Here is a 21,095-nt window from a genome sequence, read left to right as displayed (position 1 = left end):
GGGAGGAAAGTTCTACTTTAGCCCTAGCTCTTGCTCTACTAATCCTAGCTTAAGAATCGCACTTTGACCCAAAAGGAATACTGTAGAGCTAAAGATTAATGACTAGAGACTAAAGCGCTTTCCACAAGGAGGTTTTCAGATGGAATATACGATTCAAAAATTAAGCAAAATGGCAGGAATCACTACTCGTACATTAAGGTATTATGATGAAATAGGAATTCTCAAGCCGGCGAGGATTAATTCATCAGGATATCGAATATACAGTCAAAGGGAAGTAGATAGGTTACAACAAATACTCTTTTACCGTGAGTTGGGCATTGAACTATCTCGCATCAAACAGATTATGACTTCACCTTCCTTTAACGAACAAATTGCTTTAAAAGAACATCATGAAAAACTTCTTGAAAAAAGAGCTCAATTAGATGTATTAATTGAAAATGTAGAAAGCACCATAGCTTTAAAAGAAGGGAGAATTATAATGAATGATCAAGAAAAATTTAAAGGTTTTAAGAAAAAGCTTGTTGAGGATAATGAAGAAAAATATGGAGATGAAATTCGACAGAAATATGGTAAAGACACGGTAGAAAAATCCAATAAAAGGGTAATGAATATGTCCCAAGAAGATTACGAAGAGGTTACCAAATTAGAGGGTGAAGTAAAAGAGACTTTGGCAGAGGCCTTTAAAGGAGGAGATCCTGCCAGTGAATTAGCTCAAAAGGCAGTAGATCTTCATAAACAATGGCTTACCTACTATTGGGACTCCTACAGCCCAGAGGCTCACGCAGGTCTAGCGCAAATGTATGTAGATGACGAGAGGTTTACAGCATACTACGATGAAAACCAACCGGGTACAGCGGCTTTTTTGAGGGATGCGGTACTAGTCTATACGAAAAAATAGGTTGCACGTACGAAGGGGAAGTTGCTTCACGTAATTAGCAATTTAGGACTAAAAAGCAGAAAGCTGAAAGCCGAAAGCGGAAGAAAAACTTCAATGAACATTGAACAACGAACATTGAACATGGAACAATACAAATATGGGATATTTATTGAAATCTCTAATATATTATTCATTATTCAATGTTCATCATTCATTGCGACGTAAGTCGCATGTTTGCTGACCACCTTAAAGCTGACCACCTGACCACCTTAAACAGATTTTTTCCTTCTCCACCTTTTGGAGCTGCTTAATTGCATACTCTCTTTTCATCGCTTCCTGCTTTGTTGAAGTTTCTTCTACGTATACTAGTTTTACTGGGCGTCTTGAACGGGTGTATTTGGCGCCTTTACCTTTGTTGTGCTCTTTTGCGCGGCGTTTTGGATCCGTGGTCCATCCAGTGTATAGAGAGTTGTCTTTACAGCGGACCATATAAACATAATACATAGCTTACTCTCTATTACTTTCTAGCGTTTGGCTTAATGAAGTAATCCATCAAGCTTGGACCGTCATTAAAGAAGTTTCCAGAGGTTTTTGCGCTTTTCTCCGTATATCTGTTTTGAGAAAGATTTGTGTTTTGAGTACTATCGTAAATCATATATGGTACAGGATCTGATGTATGTGTTCTCTTGGCAATTGGTGTCATGTGATCTGGCAGAATCATGATCCGGTAATCTTCTTTTGCCTCGTTTAGTGCATTTTTTATCGCTCCGACTATTTTCTCGTCGATTAACTCTAAGGATTTTATCTTCCCCTCTAAATCTCCTTGATGACCGCATTCATCTGGGGCTTCTAAGTGAATGTAAACAAAATCGTCTCCATTTAGTAATGTTTCAATGGCCGCTTTACCTTTACCATCAAAATTGGTGTGGAGAGTACCAGTAGCTCCCTCTACTTTAACAGGCTGTAAACCTGCTAATATGCCAATACCATTAATTAAATCTACTGCAGAGATGACAGATCCTTTTAATTGGTATTTATCATAAAAAGGGTCTAGCTGTGGTTTTTTTCCTTCTCCCCAAATCCAGATGGAGTTAGCAGGGTTAAGTCCTCTCTCTTTACGTGCAATATTAATGGGATGGTCTTTTAGTAAGTCATAAGAATTACTCATCATATTATATAAAATATCCTTATGGGGTCCCTTAGGTAAGTAATTTGTAATCTTTTGGGTTAATATGTCGTGTGGTGGTGTCAAATCGAAGTCGTAAGGACCTTTTTTCCATAAAATAAGGTGTCTGTAACTTACGCCAGGATAATATTGAATGAATTCTGTCTGAAGTTTTTCTCGAATATCTAGTATTAATTGAGTAGATTCCTCTGTTGTAATATCCCCAGAAGAATGATCGAGAATGGTCTTTTCTTCGTAAGGCTCATCTTCAGTAAGGGTTACGATATTACATCGAAAGGTTATATCTGTGTCTATAAGGGGTACACCCATACTTGCGGCCTCTAATGGGGAACGACCTGTATGATACTTGTCTGGAGCATAACCCATTACAGCTAAATTTGCTACATCACTGCCAGGTTGCATGCCTTCAGGAATGGTCTGGACTAAACCAACTTCTCCCTTTTGTGCTAATTCATCTAAATAAGGCGTTTTAGCTACTTCTAAAGGCGTCATATTTCCAAGGATTCCCATTTCATAATCCCCAGCACCATCGGTTAGTATAATGATATGTTTCATCTTAATCATCCTATCTATTCTATGTCTGTTATGGGATAATTTTATCATAAATTGGCGGAAAGCTGAATGCGGAAAGTGGAAATTTTTAAGGTGGTAAGGTGGTAAGGTGGTAAGTAAAATCAGCGGTCACGGAGTGACCTGCTGATTTTACTTAGAATTTATTGATGTGTGTGGTGATTAAAGTGTTAATCACTGGTGGCTGGTAGCTTGCCTTTAATGGTCTGTTCATAAAAAGTTAGCATAAATCCGGCTGTTGTTCGCTCTGCTAGGGGAATGACGCATCGTGTGATTTTATCAAAACGTTCATCGTCTTTTTTTATATGACGGTAATGTTTGTACACTTTTAAAGAGACCCTAGCATTAAATCTAAAATAGTTATCTAGAGATTTTAATTTATAAACTCCATTGAGATCTCTGTAATCTTGAACATTTTGATAGGTTTTTATGACGTAGTTCTCATATTGGCGATGATTGTCCAATAATCGAATATTAGCGTGCTGAGGTACTGCCATATCTTGAATGAGATGAGCAGTAGCACCTAGATAAAACATGGCATCGTCTATTTCACCTTTTTTAATTAAGTTAATGCTTTTATTACAATAGGTTAAAGCCAAATCTTTTGCACTGCTCCTTCCATACATGCCTTTACCTGTATAAGGGTTGTAGAAGTGATTGCTACTTTTAAAGTCCTGATCTGCCCAAACAGCACCTTCGTTAATATCCTGTATGTACTGTTTAAAATAAGCATATTCTGTAAAATGTTTGTCCTTCCTCAGTATATTTAAGGCTTGTAGATTAAGGAACTTATGAACCTCACATTCCGTGCTGATAACTCTTTTTTTAAAAGGATTGAGCACAGCAAAAAGAAGTTGCAAAGCTGTTCCATAAGTCTTAGCAAGTACAGTCATATTAAGAACCTCCTAAAGTAGTAAAATTTCCTAATTAGTTTACCCAATCCATTAAAAAAATCCCTTCGAAAAGGGATTTTTTAGTTCTAAGATTTACGCTGTAAGTTCTAAGGAAAAGAACAGGTCACCGTTGGTGACAAAATACTTAGAACATAGAACTTACAACTTAGAACTTCCTAATACCAGTATCCTGGACCTCTTCCATATCTATCATATCTGTCGCGTCTACGCCCGCGGTTTCTATCATGGGGGAATCTTCTTCTATCTAAAAGCTCTCGTATCAGCAGTATTGATACTAAATCTCTAAATGGACCAGAATTTCTATTCCACTGATTAATATCTACTTCTTGGCTTTGGGAGTTTTCTTCGTTTTCAATTACATTATTTTGAATATCGCTTACCATTTCATCGAATTCTTCTCTATTTGGAACGTACATGTCACCGTGCTGTGCGTGCATGCGATCGCATCTATAAGACACACTTGGATATACAGTACGATAGATCGTTGGATACATTTCTTCTAATTGGGCCTCTGACATATCAAGATACTCGCCCATTGAATTATCCTCATAAGGACTATAAGGAGCATTCATATAATATGCATAGGGATTAAAACCTGAATTTGTATATCTCAAAATCATACATCCTTTCTTAAGTTTTACAATATATCATATGATAAGCGACTTTTGATGGTACCTATTAAGACGAAAATAGATAAAAATATAGAGAAAATGAATATCTAAGTACATAATATTGGCAACATTTTGTTATTATAAGTAAAGAACAAAGATAATGTGAAAAGCAAAAAATGTTGACAATCATAAAGCAATATCATATTATTTGATTATCAAACTATTTGAAAATCAAACGAATTTGGAGATGATAAAATGCTCTTACCGAGTTTAAAAATAGGAGATTTAATAGCGAAAGTGCCAGTTATACAGGGTGGCATGGGAGTAGGTGTCTCATTATCTTCATTAGCAGCAGCAGTTGCCAATGAAGGTGGAATTGGTATTATTTCTGGGGTGCAAAATGGCTTTAGAGAAGCGGATTTTAGAACAAATAACTTAATGGCTAATTTACGTGCTATGAGAAAAGAAATTCAACGGGCTAGAGAATTATCTCCTAAAGGCATCATTGGTATAAATATTATGACAGCAGCTACTCAATACAAGGAACTTGTAGAAGAGGCTGTTAAAGAAAAAATAGATATTATCATTGCAGGAGCAGGTTTACCAAAAGATTTGCCTAAGTACGTAAAAGGCACGAACACGAAAGCTGTCCCAGTTGTTTCTTCAGGAAAAGCTGCAAAAATCATCACGAAGCTGTGGATCAGAAATTACGACTATCTTCCTGATGCTATTGTAGTAGAAGGACCTGAAGCAGGTGGTCACTTGGGATTTTCAAGTGAAGAGGTAAAAGATCCAAATAGACCTAAAGTCATGGATCTTCTAAAAGATGTCTTAAAAGAAATCATGCCTTTTGAAACCCAATACAGCAAGAGGATTCCAGTAATTGTAGCTGGAGGGGTGTTTTCTGGAAAGGACATTGGAGATTATATTAATAATGGAGCATCGGGTGTACAAATGTCTACCCGTTTTGTAGCGACAGAAGAATGCGATGCGTCCATTGAGTTTAAAGAGGCATATGTCAATGCCAGAGATGAAGATGTAATGATTGTAAAAAGCCCAGTAGGTATGCCAGGTAGAGCAATTCGCACTCCTTTCTCAGAGAAAATGGAGAATGAAAGAATGCCTATTAAGACTTGCTACAATTGTTTGACTCCATGTGAGCCCAAGGCAGCACCTTATTGCATATCAGACGCCTTAATTAATGCTGTTAAAGGCCATATTGAAAAGGGTCTAGTATTTTGTGGAAGTAATGTCTCGAAAATAGATGAAATCATTACTGTAAAAGAACTATTTAGTAGGATAAAAAAAGAAGCTGAAGAAGTTGAGTAATTCAGCTTCTTTTTTTATAAGTAGAAAGCTGAAAGCGGAATGCGGAAAGGAAAAACTTGATCTCACCTAAAGGTGAGTTTCCACTTTCTACTTTCCACGCATCTAAAATTGTGCTTGAATTTTCTGAATATTTATAATATTATATTAATATTAATCACGATAGGGGGAAAAATTGTTGAAAAAGAATAAACTATTTTTAAGTACATTGGCGCTTATACTGATGATCTCAATAATGCTTGTAGGGTGCTCTGGCGGAGGCGGCGCTAGTGGAGATACGATTAAAATTGGTGCACTTGGACCTTTGACAGGTGAAGTTGCTTCATACGGTACAGCCACAATAAATGGCGTGAATTTAGCTATTGAAGAAATCAACGCCAACGGAGGTATTGATGGAAAACAAATCGAAATCGTACAATATGATACAAAAGGCGATAAGACAGAAACAATTAATATTTACAACCGATTGAGAGATCAAGATGAAGTTGTAGCAATTATCGGTGGCGTAATTAGTGGTGAGACTTTGGCAATTAAAGATCTAGCTACTTCAGACAATATGCCTTTGATTACTGCAACATCAACTGCATTAGAAGCTACAGAAAAGGGCTCAACTGTTTTTAGAGTATGTTACACAGATCCATATCAAGGAGCAGCTGCTGCTAAATTTAGTATTGAAACATTAGGTGCTAAATCTGTTGGAATCTTATACAATACAGATGATGCATATTCAGTTGGTGTAACTGATGTATATGCAAAAGCTTTTGAAGATGCAGGTCTTAAGGTAACAAATAAATTAGGTTATCCAAAAGGAGAAGGCGACTTTAGTGCTCTTCTTACACAAGTGCAAGAATCTAATCCGGATATCATTTTCTTACCTGATTACTATGACAAAGTAGGTAAAATTACTACTCAAATAAGACGTATGGGTCTTGAACAAGATGTTGTAGGTGTAGATGGTTGGGATAGCGTAGAAAAAGATTACGCAGAGCAAGTAGAAGGGTATTACTTTGTAAATCACTTTGCAAAAACAGATCCAGATAAAGTGGTTCAAAACTTTATTACAGGTTACCAAGAAAAATACAATGCTGAGCCAAATTCATTTGCGGCATTAGGATATGATACAGCTTATATCTTAACAGAAGCGATTAAAGCGGCAGGTAGCACAGATAGTCAGGCAATTTTAGACAAACTTGCAGAAACAGAGCACAAAGGCGTAACTGGTAGTATCCGCTTTGATGAAAAGGGAGATGTTTCTCAAAAGGATATCACAATCATCCAACTTAAAGATGGAAAGCATGAATTACTAGAAAAAATCGTAGTAAAATAATATATACATCTATAAAAGGTGTCTCTAATTCGAGGCACCTTTACTTGTGCGTATATTGGTTCGACGGGAAAAACCTTTTGGCTGAAAGTAGAATGTGGAAAGTTGAAAGGAAAACCTAGCCTGGCCTAGAGGCCAGGCTAGGTTTTCCTGACCACCTGACCACCTGACCACCTGACCACCTGACCACCTGACCACCTGACCACCTGACCACCTGACCACCTTACCACCTGATTAAAGTTCTTGAACTTTCAGAATATTTGTAATAATATGTTCATATTGTTTTGTTTTTGCCTTGATTTAAGTACAAACATGAATTTGTATAAAATGTTTCTAAATTTGTGGGAAATTATGACTAAGGTAAAATGTATATTAATAATGTAAAAATTCAGAATATTGTATTATAATAGTATGGAAAACAAAATTCTACATATTACTCCATAAGAATTGAGGAAACATTTTTAAACTTACTATCTTATGAGGAGTAGGTTTCGCTAAATAACATTAATGAAAGGAGGAGTAAACATGGTATTTATTCAACAATTAATTAACGGTCTTCAAGTAGGAAGTATTTACGCAGTAATTGCTTTGGGTTATACAATGGTCTATGGGATTATTAAATTAATAAACTTTGCTCATGGGGAAATTATGATGATGGGTGCATATTTTGCTTTTATGCTAGCTTTAGCAGGGGTGCCTGTTTGGGCAGTTTTTCTCATCTCAATGACCCTTACAGCTCTATTAGGTATGGCAGTTGAGAGAATTGCGTACAAGCCTTTAAGAAATTCTCCAAGAATATCGGCTTTAATTACAGCTATAGCTATGAGTTACTTATTGCAAAATATAGCTCTTCTCATATTTGGAGCGGATCCAAAAGTAATGCCATCGATTATTCCAAATAAACCAATTAATATTGGAGGTTTACAAGTCAGCAATATCACTTTAATTACATTTCTTGTCTCTGTATTATTTATGATTCTTTTGACCCTATTTATCAACAAAACAAAGGCGGGAAAGGCAATGAGAGCTGTTTCTGAGGATACAGATGCTGCTATGCTAATGGGTATTAATGTAGACAGAACCATATCTATAACATTTGCTATTGGCTCTGCACTAGGAGCACTAGGTGGAATTTTATATGCTGTAGCATATACTCAAGTTCTTCCAACTTTAGGTGTTTTACCTGGTTTAAAAGCTTTTGTGGCAGCTGTTTTAGGAGGAATTGGAATTGTTCCTGGGGCTATGCTTGGCGGATTTATACTAGGATTTGTAGAAACACTGGCAAAAGCTTACATATCTAGTAGCTGGTCTGATGCAATTGCATTTAGTATTTTAATTGTGGTATTGTCTGTAAAACCGACAGGGATCTTAGGTAAAAATACAAGGGAGAAGGTGTAATTGTGGCAGGCAAAAATAAGAAGTCTAATATGATTAATCTAATAGCGGTCATCCTTGTATTTGTTCTATTAAACATACTTACGACAACTGGAATAGTCAGCAGATATTTTGCAGGTATACTCGTTACATGTTTTATTAATATTGTAATGGCAAGTAGCTTAAATCTTACAGTGGGCTATTTAGGTCAATTGGCCTTAGGGCATGCTGGATTTATGGCAGTAGGTGCATATGCTTCTGCATTGTTTTCTATAGCTATTAATGAAATGGGAATGCCTGCAACAATACAGCTAGTCCTTTCCTTGATTGTAGCAGGAATTATAACAGCAATTATCGGTTACCTTATAGGTTTGCCAGCACTTCGGTTAAAAGGTGATTATTTAGCCATTATTACCCTTGGTTTTGGTGAAATAATCCGAGTTGCTATTAACAATTTGAAGTTTACAGGTGGAGCACAGGGGCTTACAGGAATTCCTAAGATTGTCAATTCAAATAATTCTTATTGGGTTACTATCGTGGTTCTCGTAGTGTTGTATACCTTAACCCGTTCAAGGCATGGTAGGGCTATGAAATCAATCATGGAGGATGAAATCGCTGCTGAAGCAGTAGGGATTGATACTATAAAATTTAAGGCTTTAGGATTTACGATTTCTGCATTTTTTGCAGGTGTAGGAGGTGGATTGTATGCACAATACACTGCTTTTCTAGACCCTTCTACTTTTGGTTTTATGAAATCTGTAGAGATACTTACTATCGTTATTTTAGGAGGTATGGGCAGCCTTACAGGTACAGTAGTAGCATCCTTTATACTGACGCTTCTTCCAGAACTTCTTAGGGATTTTGCAGAGTACAGAATGTTACTTTATTCCGCCGTATTGATTATTATGATGATTTTTAGACCTCAAGGAATCTTAGGAACAAAAGAATTCTCTTTAACAGGTGCATTAAGAATTCCGGCAGCAATACGAGAAAAGAAAAAAGCACAAAATGATGCAGAGGGGGGAGATCTCTAATGGCATTATTAGATGTAAAAGACTTAACCATTAAATTCGGGGGTCTTACTGCTGTAGATGGGTTTGAAATCTCTATTGAAAGTGGAGAACTTAGAGGCTTAATTGGGCCAAATGGTGCGGGTAAAACTACTGTATTTAATATGTTGACAGGTGTATATCTTCCGACTTCTGGAAGTATTGTTTTAGATGGTAAAAATGTAGTTGGAAAACAGCCTTATGATATCGTAGAAGCTGGAGCAGCTAGAACCTTTCAAAATATTCGATTATTTAAGGAGCTTACAGTAGAAGACAATGTTAAGATAGCCTATCATAAAGAAATGAAATATAATATTGTAGATGGCATCTTTCGACTGCCCTCTTATTGGAACGAAGAAAAGAAAGCTCACAATTATGCAATGGAGCTCTTAGATATATTTGACATGAGGCAATCAGCACAAAGCTTAGCTAAGAATCTTCCCTATGGAAAGCAGCGTAAGCTTGAGATTGCAAGAGCTTTAGCTACTAATCCAAAGATTTTATTGCTTGATGAGCCTGCTGCTGGAATGAATCCACAAGAAACAAAAGAGCTTATGGAGACCATATACTTAATTCGAGATAAGTTTAAGATTGCCATTCTCTTAATTGAACACGATATGAATTTAGTAATGGGCATTTGTGAAAAGATTACTGTAATAGATTATGGGAAAATAATTGCAGTTGGTAATCCAGATCAAATAAAATCCAATCCAAATGTAATCAAAGCTTATTTAGGCGAGTAGGAGGAGGGCAACAGATGTTAGAAGTAAAAAATCTTAATGTACACTATGGCAGTATACACGCTATTAAAAATATAAGTTTTGACGTAAAACAGGGAGAAATTGTAACCTTAATTGGAGCCAATGGAGCAGGGAAGACCACCATACTTCAAACTTTGTCTCGAATGATTAAACCTACTGATGGAATGATTCTTTTTAAAGAACAGGATATTGAAAAAGTCAGCCCACAAAAGATGGTGTCTATGGGTATGGGTCATGTACCAGAAGGCAGGCGAATTTTTGCCCAAATGACTGTACTAGAAAATCTTGAAATGGGAGCTTATTCAAGAAAGTCAAATAAAGCAGAATTTAACAAAGACTTAGAGTTGGTATTTAAAAGATTTCCTAGGTTAAAAGAGCGAATAAAACAATTAGCTGGTACTCTTAGTGGTGGAGAACAACAGATGTTGGCCATCGGTCGAACGATCATGTCTCATCCAGAACTGATTTTATTAGATGAACCTTCTATGGGACTTGCTCCAATTTTAGTAGATGAAATCTTTAATATTATTGAAGAAATCAATAAAACAGGAACTACAATCCTACTTGTAGAGCAAAACGCCAATAGAGCCTTACAAATTGCTGACAGAGGATATGTTCTAGAAACAGGAAAAATCGTCATTCAAGGAAAAGCAAAAGACTTAATTGAAAATGATGATATCAAAAAAGCGTATTTAGGCGGTTAACCGCCTAAATACGCTTTTTTTAGGTGGTAAGGTAGTAAGCAAATATGCGACTCACTGAAGGTTTTGCTTACCACCTAAAACAAAATCAAACTAAAATATCCAATCTTCCCACGACCAGCATTATAGGTCATCTTCTCATTTATCGACATGCGGACTACGTCGATTCCGCTGCCTTCCATTGAGTATTGTATTTTATCTGGGTGTCTGCAGGGCTTTTCTTCGGTTATCGCGCATGTTTTACATATGGTACAAGGACCAGCGCCCATAATCATAACTTCTTCATCTTTAAAAGCTTTGCGTAAAGCTTCATTTGCGTCAGCAACACATTTTAAGGATTCCATCATTTCTTTTCCTCTTTTAAGCTCTACGATTTTATTAATTAAAAAGGCGTGATTGTATTTTGATATTATTTCCTTACTTTCTTTTATGGTACTACCTTTGCAAGTATGATATTTACTAAAATTACCACAAATATTTCGGGCGCATTGGGCGAAGACATCTTTAGAAAATAGTATCTCACCAAGTTCTATTTCTTTAAACTCATCATAACCAATTTCTTTGAATGATTCTATTAATCGATCCTTAAGCATTGTCTAATCCCCTTGTAATTAAATGAATATAATTAAATTATAGGATAGAAGGATTATTAACTCAATATAAATAATATAATATACTATAATTTCAAAATACTACCGAGCAATACTTTGTAGTAATTTGTAATATTTTGTTGACAACCTATATTATAAATATTATAATAAACTTAAATTCATATTATTAGTTATATATAAAATTTTATAAAGTAAGGAGTGATTCAAAGTTACGTTTCATTTTAATAATGTAATGAAAACGTTTCAATTCTAGTATGTATTTCATCTAAGCTATCGTTTCAATTCTAGTATGTATTTCATCTAAGCTATTTATCTTAAAATAGCACGCATTTATTTTGGCAATTCTTTTAAAAAATATTTTAATGGAGGTATCTTATGGACAACTCAAAGAAAACAAAGAAACCCTTAAGTAAAGCATTAAAAACCTTTTACGGGGTTGGCGACTGTGCATTTTCATTAATGACAAGTGTTGAGAACTACTTCTTCCCATTTTTCTTAACGAATCTTGCACAATTTGACTTAGGTTTAGCCGCACTTATTCAAACGATTACAAGTGGAGTTGATGCTGCGATTTCGTGGATCTATGGAGCAATTATTGATGGATCCAAACCTATGAAATGGGGACGTTATCGTTCTTGGTTAATTGCATTACCATGGATTGTACCTTTACTTTACGCTTTACAATTTGTGAAGTTTGGAAACAATGCAATTAATGCAGTTACAATTATTATTGGTTTTTTAGCTAGTCATATGATCTGGAATATTCCTTATGTTGCAAATGTATCTTTAATTACATTAGCTGCACAAACACCAGAAGACAGATCTCAATTAACAGCGACAAGAGGCGCATGGGCAAATATGTCTAGGGTATTATTCCCTTATGTAGGTATTCCAATGGCATCTTTCTTCGCAGGAATAATTGGAGAAACAAATCAATATGCGGCAACAGCTTTTGTTTTAGGTGTTATTATGGCTGTTATGTACTATGCTCATTTTAAAATGTTTGATGGATACGAAGACGTTGATGTTGTTACTGATGTAAAGAGCAAAAAAGCGGATAAAATGAGCGGTGGAGACATGCTTAAATCACTATTCCAAAATCCTCCATTACTTGTACTATTAATTGCCGATGTATCAAAGTTCTTATTTAACTTCCTTTTAGGTGGTATTGCTGTATATTACTTTACATATGTTGCACAAAATGCAGCTTTATTGCCAACTTATATTTTTATTGCTAATATCTTAGGTGTAATAGGCTCTTATGTAAGTAAGAATTTTGCTAAGACATTATCTACTCGAACAGCTGCAATAGTGTTCTTTGTAATCACAGCAGCAGTTTTAATAGTTGCAAAGCTACTTTGGGCATCTGTATCTGTTTATGTAGTTATTATCTTATTAAGCATTGGCCAATTCTCATATGGTGTAAACTACTCTTTAATTCCTGCGCTATATGCAGACTGTGTTATTTACAGCGAATGGAAAACAGGCAAAAAAGCTTCTGGTTGGATTATGGGGCTTCAAAACTTACCATTAAAGGTCTCTATCTTATTAAGAGGATTAATCATCTCTGCAGTACTTGCATCTGCAAACTTTACACCAGATATTGATCCAGCACAAGCGAGTGATGCTTTGAAAAATGCCATTACAAATGGATTTATGTTAATACCAGCAATATTCTCTCTTGTTAGTGCGGTCTTACTGGTTGTAGGATTTAAAATTACTAGAGAGAAAGTTGTTGAATATCAAGAAGAGATTAATAGCCGAACAGCATAATTAATGATTTGATAGTAAGTTTTATATGTGTAAGTCAATAGGAGGATGGTGTTCTTTAGAAACCATCCTCCTTTCAACTAAAAAGACAAAAATTATTGTAATTTTATTTTTAAATAAAAGCTACTTATAAATTTATAAGACATTATTAGTAAAGGGTGTTATTATGGAGAAATTTATTAAATTCTTAATAAGCAAAGAGATTAGAGTGCATCTTATTACTGCAGCCATTGGATTTATCATAGTTCTAATCGGATCCTTTCTCATAGAATCTAAGAACGTGTCCTTTACTGTAAATATTATTGGAACCATACTTATGCTTACCTCCACTCAGGAGATTATGAGTAAGGTACCGAAAGGTTAAGCGATCAGCGTTTAGTCGCCAGCCATCAGTTCTCTAGGGCTAGGCTTTGCAAGTCAAAGATCCTTCATTGCGTTCAGGATGACGTGGTAGGCTTAGCCAAAACAAAAATACGTAATCATCAACGATGGCAAATGTTTTTCCTGACCACCTTAAAGCTGACCACCTGACCACCTGTTTTAGACATAAAAAAAGTTCTTAAACTAATATTTAAGAACTAATGCGAGTTATTTTTATTATGGTGCTCCCTCTGGGACGTATCCGCTGGCGCGTCTACCCTCCTCGCTCGCTTAGGCTCGCTCAGAGATTTCTTCACTATTCAATATGCATTTAGCATATTGAATTGCTTCGCACCGTTTCGAAACCCTCTCAGGGTTCGAGTCCCAGGATATAAAAAAAGTCCTTAAACGAAGATTTAAGAACTAATGCGAGTTATTTTATTTTGGTGCTCCCTCTGGGACTCGAACCCAGGACACCCTGATTAAGAGTCAGGTGCTCTAGCCGACTGAGCTAAGGAAGCGTGATTTGGGACAAGAATTATTATACTATGAAATAAAAAATAATGCAAGTAAAATACTAAAAAATTGGGAACCTAGAAGATCTAGTATTTGTAGTATATTTGAAATCTTGTTGTAAAAAAGACATTTTTTAAATAATATATTGATTTTATTAGTTAGATATAATATTATACTTATATAAAATTAAGAGAGGGAGGTTGATTTACAATATTAGTATACATAAATTGACATTAAATATTAAGAAGACAAAAACAAAAGGGGTGTTGCAGATGAAGAAAACTCAGTTATTAGGGATTATTTTAGCAATAGTAATTTTAATCGCAATGAATTTTATACCAGCTCAGGGCATATTATCAGAGGCGGGAGTACGATCAATAGGCCTTCTTTTAGCAGTGTTAATCTTACTAATTACGGAACCATTGCCAATAGGAGTGACTTGTTTTCTCACAATTGCTTTGATGGTAGTGTTTAAAGTAGCAGCGGATATACCGTCTGCTGTAAGTGGATTTACGAATTCAATCGTATACTTTGTATTAGTCTCTTTTGGACTATCAACAGCGATTACGAAAGTACCACTATCCACTCGATTGTTGAAAAAATTGATGTTATTGTTCGGAAAAAATGTAAATATGATTATATTTGCCATTATGCTATGCTCTGCACTTCTATCATGTATGATATCAAATGTGGCGACGACAGCTGTTTTTATTCCATTAGTATTAGGGTTTTTAAAAATCTATAAAGATCAAAGTGCTAAAATGAAAACAGGCAAAGCGATAATGATTGGCCTGCCAGTTGCTAGCATGATTGGAGGTATGATTACTCCAGCTGGTTCATCATTAAATCTAATGTGCATTAATCTATTAGAGCAGGCCACAGGAATAAGAATTACTTTTATTCAATGGATGACTTTCGGAATTCCCCTAGTAATTATCATACTGCCTATTGCTTGGTGGATTATCGTAAAGGTTTACAAACCTGCAGAATTATCTCAAGATGAAATAAAAGCTTATGTTAATGGTCTTGAGGTTCCAAAGAAAATGGGTTTTCAAGAACTATATGTACTAGTTTTAATGATCGTCTTACTTGTATTGTGGATTTTAAGCTCTTGGTATCCAGTTTTCAATGTAACTTTAGTAGCGATAATTGGATTTGTATTCTTGTTCTTGCCTAAAATAGAGGTACTTACTTGGACGGAATACATAAATGATGTAAGTTGGGCTGCCTTTTTCTTAGTAGGTACCATTATATCTGTAGGCAATAATTTAGTAGCAAACGGTGTCAGTGATTGGATTGTCCAAACATTAATGCCAAGTTCTATTAATCTTCCACTCTTTGGAATAATATTTATGATAGGTATCTTGATTTTCTTAATGCTAATCGTCGTTCCAGTGGCTCCTGCTCTTATAACAATGCTTGTAGTTCCTCTAGTAGGATTAGCAGCAAATATCGGAGTTAGCCCAATTATCACCATTATGACTTTGGGGTTGTGTGTATCAAATTGTTACTTGCTCCCTCTTGATACAGTTCCACTATTAACCTATATGACAGGGTATTATAAAATGGGAGAGATGGCGAAATCTACAGCTATTATCCAAATAGTATTAGCAGTATTTGTAGCTATATGGATACCACTAGCAGCTATGTTATTAGGGATTCTATAGTAAGTTTTAAGTTCTATGTTGTAAGTTCTATGTAAAACAATAGTTGAGCAATCGTTAAGCAGTGGTTAAACGATTGCTCAATCTTCTCTCGCCTATAGGCGAGCTTTTTTATCGTTCTTAAGTTTTTGATTTCTGTTCAATCAATAATTTTTTCAACATTCTAATTAAATAGTTTCCACTTCCACTTTCTACCCTTTTATCGTTTAAAAACTATTCATTCACGCAATTTCTTGTTATAATAGGTTAAACATTAGGAAAAGATATTAAGACATTTACGAAGGGAAAGGCTTATGAACAAATTTGGGACGGCTATTTTACTAGCAGGTGGGAAGAGCAGTAGGATGGGGTTTGATAAGCAACAATTAAAGGTCAATAATATTTTATTAGTAGAATATATTATTAATAGATTATACACAGTATTTGATGATATTGTAGTAGTTACAAATAATTCTGAGCACTATACTAATTTGCCTTGCCGAACTGTTCAAGACGAAATACCAGGTTATGGACCATTAAGTGGGATACATATAGGATTAAAAATGGCTAAAAACCAATACGGTTATGTTATGGCTTGTGATATGCCCTATATTAATTTTGATTATATTGCATATTTGAAAAATAGAATGGAACAGGTAGATTGTGATGCCTGTGTTACAGTGTTTAATCAGGAATGGATTGAGCCTTTTCATGGGTTTTATTCAAAAAAATTAATAAGTCCTATAGAGGAGTACTTAAAAAGTGGGAAAAGGTCGGTTTTTGGACTCCTCAAGAACTTTAACAGTATTTATATCGAGGAAGAGATTGCCCGAGAGTATAGCCCTAATTGGGATCTGTTCCTAAATATTAATACAAAAGAAGATTTACTCGAATTAGAAACACAGTGGAGCAACCTAAATATGTAGCATTGAAAAACTATTATTAGATTACGAATGCCTTACTTGTCAATGATTCGATTCGATATATTTCAAAATGCTTTCCAAATTCGATATTTAAGTTTTGGTACATATCATAAGACGTTTTAACGATATCATTAATGTCTTCATCAGACAATTTCATAAGTTTGTACAAGTTGCGAATTTTGTATTCTATAAGCTCTTCTATGGATAAATCTAAGTAGTTTTCCACATGTTTTTCTACAAGAGCCATAGTGATTGCAGCTACACATACTCTGATGAGTTTTACTTCTTTTGGGGAGATGTCTAAATTATAAATATTAACATGTAAACGATAGAAAAAGTCGATGATATCCGTTCTCTCATCTACTAGGACATTTTCCTGACATATTTCGTAGAAAAATCGCCTATAATTTTCATCCATAAGATAGCCACTCATAAAGACCCAATTTTCTATTGCTGTACCATATTTTAGTTCATAGTATCTGTAGATTTTATTCATTTTTATTCGAACCAAATCCTTGACCTCTAATAAACTATTAGCATAAATAATAGACGCAATATTTTTCTTTGTTTTAAAATGATAGTGTATAAGACCAAGATTTACATCTGCTAATTCACAAATTTCTTTACAAGAAGTTGCTTTATAACCCTTTTCATAAAAGAGTTTTTTACTAGCGTCTAAAATTTTCTTTTTTGTTTCTGCACTTTTCTTATAGCTTGCCATACGTAGTCCTCCTTTCTTTCATTATATCATATAAATAAACTCAATAAAATTACAAATTAATAAAAATTACACAAATGCAATATTGGCTTTAAATAAATAGTTACAAAATCAAGGAATAAGACTAATAACTACAAAATCTAAAGTGTAGTAGATATACAATTACAAAAAAGGGCAAAATTTGCCCTTTTGTAATTGTATATCTATTTTTATAATTAACGATGTTTATTTACTCTGTAATATTATTTTCGAATCAGTTCATGAACGGTTCCTATAATATTATCGCTTTTCTTAGTGGACATTCCCATAAAGTGATACATAGGACAGAAACCAGTTATTCCTTCTGCAGTCTTCATAGCACCTAAAGCAATCATAAATTTTGATTTTTTGCATATTCCCATACCAAACATAGTTAATCCACAAGAAAGTCGAGCATAAGCGTCAATCAAGCCAATATTTTTTCGAACCAAAATAACCCCTCCATTTCTCAAAACTTTATATTATTGTTTGAAGTATTGAAGAAAATATGCATTGGCTCATGGGTATTGCTATGGGGTCAGCCTTTTCTCATGGGTATTCCTCTCGGGTCAGCGACCAGCGGCTAGTCACCAGCACTTTGCTACCTAAAGGTAGCTTAAGAAGACCTGAAAGGAATACTCCAAACTGATAGCTGACGGCTGGTAGCTGGTGGCTGGTTTTATTCAATGGCTACAAGTTTTGCTGAAGCTACCCCTTTTAATTTAGTAAGAGTTTCAATGAGGTGTTGAAGGGTTATGGATAAGTCTAGTATATCTAGAGTAATGGATACGATGGCTTTGTCATTTATAGGAATATCTTGATTGATCGTCAGGATGTTTCCGTTTTTATCTGCAATAATATTTAATATATTAGAGAGTACTCCTTTATGATGCTCTAATACAAGAGATAAGGTTGCTTTGCGACCTCCTAATTGATTTGAAGGGACGAAGACATAGTCTTTATACTTATAATAAGTACTTCTACTTATGCCTACTTTTTTTACAGCTTCACTTACGCCTTTTACTTGATTGCTGTCTATAAGCTTTTTCGCCTCAATTACTTTATCAAAATAATCAGGAAGTATTTCTTTGCTTATGATTAGATATTTTGTTATCATTCTATATCACCTTAAATTAGGCAATCCTTATGCCTGTTTTATTGAATGGGAAAGTCTTACTTTTAATCTTAACTACTAACCCTGTCATCCTAGAGCCCAGCATGAATGGTTGGATGGTTGGTTCGTTGGTCGGTTGGACGGGAAAAGCACTACTCGTCTTTGGATGAGATAAAGACCTAAGTCCCTACTCTAGTCATCCTGAGCGTCAGCGAAGGATCTTTGACCCGCAGAGCCTATCCCTGAGACACTGGTGGCTGGTCGCTGTTTGCTGATGGCTAAAGTGCCCCAGGCACTTTCTTATTACACTTTCACCCATTTGGCACCATTATAGTCAATATCTACTTGTTGGATTATCCATTTTGATTTTAATCCACCTAAAATAGCTGGTATACTTCTTTCAAATTGTTCAGTATTTTCTACAATGCAAAGAAGGCTTGGTCCCGCACCACTTAAAAAACAGCTAAGACCACCGTTACTTAATACTTTTTCTTTGATAAAGTCAAAGCTTGGAACCAATTCCTTGCGATAAGGTTCATGCAATTGATCCCTTGACACAAAACGTAAGGTCTCCTTATCCCCATCCATTAGAGAAAGCACCATTAAGGATGCATTGGCAATATTATTGGCAGCATCTTTAAATGGGACTTGCTCAGGTAATACAACCCTAGATTTGCTCGTAGACAGTGTAAAGTCAGGAATGAGTACATAAAAGCTGTAACGATCAGAAACTTGAACTTTTTTGTGAAAAATACGGTTTCTAGACTTGGTGGAAATATTTAATCCTCCAAAAAAAGCAGGAGCTACATTATCCGGATGTCCTTCGATACGTACAGCCATTTCTAGAAGCTTTTCTGTGCTGTAGGGCTGACCAAGGAGTAGATTTGCTCCTATGAGGCCAGCTACAATGCAAGTAGCGCTACTACCTAATCCTCTGCTAAGGGGAATTTGGGTTTCAAATTTTATGTATAGACCTCTTGGAACATGTTCTCCTTTATAATAATCGTTAAATAAGGACATGGCAGAGGTATATACTAAATTATTTTTATTGTTTGCAACCTCACAGTTTTCAAAAATCAAATCTTCTGCATAATCAATGAAAAATTTGTTATATACATTTAATGCAAGGCCAAAAGAATCAAAACCCGGACCAATATTTGCGCTAGTAGCAGGTACACTTATCTTATACATTAAAGTAAAATTTCTCCTACAGCTTCTTTCATCTCATCGGATGAAATAACTTTTTTGTGAAGAATTGCAGAATCTTTTAATTTCTTAATTGGTTCAGGAATTGTAAGACTTGTCTTTTGGGCTAACTTATCGATCAATTCATATACCTCTAAATCACTGTTTTTAAAGATTGACTCATATACTGCTTCTGGGAATTTAAAAGGACTGGCTGTTGACAGTATAATATTTGTCCTTTCATCAGATGTATTCTTTACATAATCTTCACACACTTTGTAGGCTACCGCTGTATGAGGATCTAAGACATAATTGTATTCTTCATAAACTTGTCCTATGACCTTTTTTGTAGATTCTTCGTCAGAGTAAGAACCATAGAAGAGCTCTGAAATACCAGATTTCATCTCTTCAGGGATAGTATAGCTGCCCTTGGTATTTAATTCTTCCATTAAATTGACGATAAGTTCTTGATCATTATTACTAGCATGGTACAACATTCGTTCAAAATTACTAGAGATCAATATATCCATTGAAGGAGAGATTGTCTTAATGAATTCTCTGTTTTTATTGTACGTTCCTGTTTTAAAGAAATCGTAGAGGACATTATTAGAATTAGAAGCACATAGGAGTTTATGAATAGGCAATCCCATTTTCTTTGCATAATATCCAGCTAAAATATCGCCAAAATTGCCTGTAGGAACGGTAAAGTTGACAGAATCATTTAATGCGATAGCGCCTTTTTGAACTAATTCCATATACGAGCTAAAATAATAAACTACTTGAGGAAGAAGTCTACCAATATTAATGGAATTTGCAGACGATAATATAATCTTCTCTGATTTTAGTTTTTCTTTAAATTCTTTATTACTAAATATTGATTTTACACCATTTTGCGCATCGTCAAAATTACCTTCAATTCCTAATACGTAAACATTGTTTCCTACTTGAGAAGTCATTTGTCTCTTCTGGATACTGCTTACTCCTTCAGAGGGGTAAAAGACAATGATTTTTGTATTTTCTACATTTGCAAATCCTTCTAAAGCTGCCTTGCCAGTATCACCTGAAGTAGCTGTTAAAATCACAATTTTATCTTCTACATTTTGCAGTTTTGCTGAAACTTGAATAAGGTAAGGCAATATGCTTAGTGCTACATCTTTAAAGGCTAAAGTAGGACCATGGAATAATTCTAGAATATGGCGATTGCCAAAGCTTACCACAGGAGCTACCTTAGGCACTGAAAACTTATCATAAGCTTTACCTATAATGTCTTTTAAATGATTCTCACTAAATTCAGGAAGATATTTAGAGAGAATAGAGTAACAAATTTCTTTATAAGATTTATGGACTAAATTCTCTAGGTCTATTTGAGGAAAAGCAGTAGGTACGAATAGTCCACCTTCGTCAGATATACCTTTTAGTATGGCTTGAGAAGCTGTTATTGTTTTGTCTGAACGTGTACTTTTATAAGAAATGTTCATATTGACCTCCAAAAATATTATTGTTTTATTCTATTGTCTATGATAAAATGTTTCTAAAATAAAAAC

The 21,095-nt window shown here is 35.0% G+C and carries 21 protein-coding genes and 1 tRNA gene; 11 read left to right on the top strand and 11 right to left on the bottom strand.

Annotation, left to right across the window (positions count from 1 at the left end; translation table 11 throughout):
- Window positions 1-139 precede the first annotated feature (139 nt).
- Window positions 140-898 (top strand): MerR family transcriptional regulator, encoded by a 759-nt coding sequence (locus tag DES36_RS02175; RefSeq protein WP_113919578.1) that lies wholly within the window; start codon window positions 140-142, stop codon window positions 896-898.
- A gap of 225 nt (window positions 899-1,123) precedes the next feature.
- On the opposite strand, the gene DES36_RS02170 is transcribed toward DES36_RS02175, so the two are convergent.
- From DES36_RS02170 to DES36_RS02155, 4 genes are all read right to left on the bottom strand, one after another.
- A complete protein-coding gene (locus DES36_RS02170) occupies window positions 1,124-1,381 on the bottom strand; it encodes a GIY-YIG nuclease family protein (protein ID WP_113919577.1) in 258 nt (85 codons plus the stop codon).
- Between the two features lie 13 nt (window positions 1,382-1,394).
- On the bottom strand, window positions 1,395-2,618 hold the full coding sequence (locus DES36_RS02165) for a cofactor-independent phosphoglycerate mutase (protein WP_113919576.1): 1,224 nt from the start codon (window positions 2,616-2,618) through the stop codon (window positions 1,395-1,397).
- A 185-nt stretch (window positions 2,619-2,803) separates the two neighbouring features.
- Window positions 2,804-3,526 carry a zinc dependent phospholipase C family protein gene (locus DES36_RS02160; RefSeq protein ID WP_113919575.1) on the bottom strand — a complete coding sequence of 241 codons (723 nt, stop codon included), beginning with the start codon at window positions 3,524-3,526 and terminating at the stop codon, window positions 2,804-2,806.
- Between the two features lie 176 nt (window positions 3,527-3,702).
- A complete protein-coding gene (locus DES36_RS02155; RefSeq protein WP_113919574.1) occupies window positions 3,703-4,161 on the bottom strand; it encodes a hypothetical protein in 459 nt (152 codons plus the stop codon).
- Between the two features lie 252 nt (window positions 4,162-4,413).
- On the opposite strand from DES36_RS02155, the gene DES36_RS02150 reads away from it, so the two are divergent.
- The 6 genes from DES36_RS02150 to DES36_RS02120 all read left to right on the top strand — a co-directional run bounded on the left by DES36_RS02150 (window position 4,414) and on the right by DES36_RS02120 (window position 10,696).
- Window positions 4,414-5,487 (top strand): NAD(P)H-dependent flavin oxidoreductase, encoded by a 1,074-nt coding sequence (locus DES36_RS02150; protein WP_113919573.1) that lies wholly within the window; start codon window positions 4,414-4,416, stop codon window positions 5,485-5,487.
- A 175-nt stretch (window positions 5,488-5,662) separates the two neighbouring features.
- Window positions 5,663-6,811: an ABC transporter substrate-binding protein gene (locus DES36_RS02145; RefSeq protein ID WP_242981673.1), complete on the top strand. Its 1,149-nt coding sequence runs from the start codon at window positions 5,663-5,665 to the stop codon at window positions 6,809-6,811.
- 522 nt (window positions 6,812-7,333) lie between these two features.
- Complete coding sequence (locus DES36_RS02135) at window positions 7,334-8,206, top strand: branched-chain amino acid ABC transporter permease (protein WP_113919571.1); 873 nt, start codon at window positions 7,334-7,336, stop codon at window positions 8,204-8,206.
- Between the two features lie 2 nt (window positions 8,207-8,208).
- Window positions 8,209-9,216, top strand: coding sequence for a branched-chain amino acid ABC transporter permease (locus DES36_RS02130; RefSeq protein WP_113919570.1), 1,008 nt, complete (start codon window positions 8,209-8,211; stop codon window positions 9,214-9,216).
- Window positions 9,216-9,974 (top strand): ABC transporter ATP-binding protein, encoded by a 759-nt coding sequence (locus DES36_RS02125; RefSeq protein ID WP_113919569.1) that lies wholly within the window; start codon window positions 9,216-9,218, stop codon window positions 9,972-9,974. The genes DES36_RS02130 and DES36_RS02125 overlap by 1 nt, the downstream gene beginning before the upstream one ends.
- Before the next feature lie 14 nt (window positions 9,975-9,988).
- Window positions 9,989-10,696, top strand: a complete 708-nt coding sequence (locus DES36_RS02120) for an ABC transporter ATP-binding protein (protein WP_113919568.1) — start codon at window positions 9,989-9,991, stop codon at window positions 10,694-10,696.
- A gap of 74 nt (window positions 10,697-10,770) precedes the next feature.
- Here DES36_RS02120 and DES36_RS02115 read toward each other — a convergent pair whose 3' ends face one another.
- Complete coding sequence (locus DES36_RS02115) at window positions 10,771-11,286, bottom strand: DUF2284 domain-containing protein (RefSeq protein ID WP_113919567.1); 516 nt, start codon at window positions 11,284-11,286, stop codon at window positions 10,771-10,773.
- Window positions 11,287-11,679: 393 nt separating this feature from the next.
- On the opposite strand from DES36_RS02115, the gene DES36_RS02110 reads away from it, so the two are divergent.
- Both DES36_RS02110 and DES36_RS02105 read left to right on the top strand, forming a co-directional pair.
- Window positions 11,680-13,077: an MFS transporter gene (locus DES36_RS02110; RefSeq protein ID WP_113919566.1), complete on the top strand. Its 1,398-nt coding sequence runs from the start codon at window positions 11,680-11,682 to the stop codon at window positions 13,075-13,077.
- A gap of 163 nt (window positions 13,078-13,240) precedes the next feature.
- Entirely contained in the window at window positions 13,241-13,438 is a 198-nt protein-coding gene (locus tag DES36_RS02105) for a hypothetical protein (protein WP_113919565.1), read from the top strand.
- 440 nt (window positions 13,439-13,878) lie between these two features.
- On the opposite strand, the gene DES36_RS02100 is transcribed toward DES36_RS02105, so the two are convergent.
- A tRNA-Lys gene (locus DES36_RS02100) sits at window positions 13,879-13,955 on the bottom strand.
- A 267-nt stretch (window positions 13,956-14,222) separates the two neighbouring features.
- Here DES36_RS02100 and DES36_RS02095 point away from each other — a divergent pair.
- Both DES36_RS02095 and DES36_RS02090 read left to right on the top strand, forming a co-directional pair.
- A complete protein-coding gene (locus DES36_RS02095) occupies window positions 14,223-15,617 on the top strand; it encodes an SLC13 family permease (RefSeq protein ID WP_113919564.1) in 1,395 nt (464 codons plus the stop codon).
- A 290-nt stretch (window positions 15,618-15,907) separates the two neighbouring features.
- Window positions 15,908-16,519, top strand: coding sequence for a molybdenum cofactor guanylyltransferase (locus tag DES36_RS02090; RefSeq protein ID WP_113919563.1), 612 nt, complete (start codon window positions 15,908-15,910; stop codon window positions 16,517-16,519).
- Window positions 16,520-16,535: 16 nt separating this feature from the next.
- Here the strand turns inward: DES36_RS02090 and DES36_RS02085 are convergent, their stop codons facing one another.
- From DES36_RS02085 to thrC, 5 genes are all read right to left on the bottom strand, one after another.
- Entirely contained in the window at window positions 16,536-17,237 is a 702-nt protein-coding gene (locus DES36_RS02085; protein ID WP_113919562.1) for a TetR/AcrR family transcriptional regulator, read from the bottom strand.
- Window positions 17,238-17,476: 239 nt separating this feature from the next.
- On the bottom strand, window positions 17,477-17,704 hold the full coding sequence (locus DES36_RS02080; RefSeq protein WP_170128138.1) for a YgaP family membrane protein: 228 nt from the start codon (window positions 17,702-17,704) through the stop codon (window positions 17,477-17,479).
- Between the two features lie 227 nt (window positions 17,705-17,931).
- Window positions 17,932-18,369, bottom strand: coding sequence for an ACT domain-containing protein (locus DES36_RS02075; protein WP_113919560.1), 438 nt, complete (start codon window positions 18,367-18,369; stop codon window positions 17,932-17,934).
- Between the two features lie 300 nt (window positions 18,370-18,669).
- On the bottom strand, window positions 18,670-19,557 hold the full coding sequence (gene thrB, locus DES36_RS02070; RefSeq protein WP_113919559.1) for a homoserine kinase: 888 nt from the start codon (window positions 19,555-19,557) through the stop codon (window positions 18,670-18,672).
- Entirely contained in the window at window positions 19,557-21,023 is a 1,467-nt protein-coding gene (thrC, locus tag DES36_RS02065) for a threonine synthase (protein WP_341457118.1), read from the bottom strand. Before thrC ends, thrB begins: the two co-directional genes overlap by 1 nt.
- Window positions 21,024-21,095 lie beyond the last annotated feature (72 nt).

The organism is Alkalibaculum bacchi, from assembly GCF_003317055.1.
GTDB lineage: Bacteria > Bacillota > Clostridia > Eubacteriales > Alkalibacteraceae > Alkalibaculum > Alkalibaculum bacchi.
This window is presented reverse-complemented; position numbering and strand designations above follow the sequence as displayed.

Bases quoted from the DNA above. Each gene is read 5' to 3' on its own strand.
- DES36_RS02110 (WP_113919566.1), top strand. From the start codon at position 11,680: ATGGACAACTCAAAGAAAACAAAGAAACCCTTAAGTAAAGCATTAAAA.
- DES36_RS02150 (WP_113919573.1), top strand. From the start codon at position 4,414: ATGCTCTTACCGAGTTTAAAAATAGGAGATTTAATAGCGAAAGTGCCA.
- DES36_RS02075 (WP_113919560.1), bottom strand. From the start codon at position 18,369: ATGATAACAAAATATCTAATCATAAGCAAAGAAATACTTCCTGATTAT.
- DES36_RS02085 (WP_113919562.1), bottom strand. From the start codon at position 17,237: ATGGCAAGCTATAAGAAAAGTGCAGAAACAAAAAAGAAAATTTTAGAC.
- DES36_RS02125 (WP_113919569.1), top strand. From the start codon at position 9,216: ATGGCATTATTAGATGTAAAAGACTTAACCATTAAATTCGGGGGTCTT.
- DES36_RS02120 (WP_113919568.1), top strand. From the start codon at position 9,989: ATGTTAGAAGTAAAAAATCTTAATGTACACTATGGCAGTATACACGCT.
- DES36_RS02135 (WP_113919571.1), top strand. From the start codon at position 7,334: ATGGTATTTATTCAACAATTAATTAACGGTCTTCAAGTAGGAAGTATT.
- DES36_RS02170 (WP_113919577.1), bottom strand. From the start codon at position 1,381: ATGTATTATGTTTATATGGTCCGCTGTAAAGACAACTCTCTATACACT.
- thrB (WP_113919559.1), bottom strand. From the start codon at position 19,557: ATGTATAAGATAAGTGTACCTGCTACTAGCGCAAATATTGGTCCGGGT.
- DES36_RS02175 (WP_113919578.1), top strand. From the start codon at position 140: ATGGAATATACGATTCAAAAATTAAGCAAAATGGCAGGAATCACTACT.
- DES36_RS02105 (WP_113919565.1), top strand. From the start codon at position 13,241: ATGGAGAAATTTATTAAATTCTTAATAAGCAAAGAGATTAGAGTGCAT.
- DES36_RS02095 (WP_113919564.1), top strand. From the start codon at position 14,223: ATGAAGAAAACTCAGTTATTAGGGATTATTTTAGCAATAGTAATTTTA.
- DES36_RS02165 (WP_113919576.1), bottom strand. From the start codon at position 2,618: ATGAAACATATCATTATACTAACCGATGGTGCTGGGGATTATGAAATG.
- DES36_RS02115 (WP_113919567.1), bottom strand. From the start codon at position 11,286: ATGCTTAAGGATCGATTAATAGAATCATTCAAAGAAATTGGTTATGAT.
- DES36_RS02090 (WP_113919563.1), top strand. From the start codon at position 15,908: ATGAACAAATTTGGGACGGCTATTTTACTAGCAGGTGGGAAGAGCAGT.
- DES36_RS02160 (WP_113919575.1), bottom strand. From the start codon at position 3,526: ATGACTGTACTTGCTAAGACTTATGGAACAGCTTTGCAACTTCTTTTT.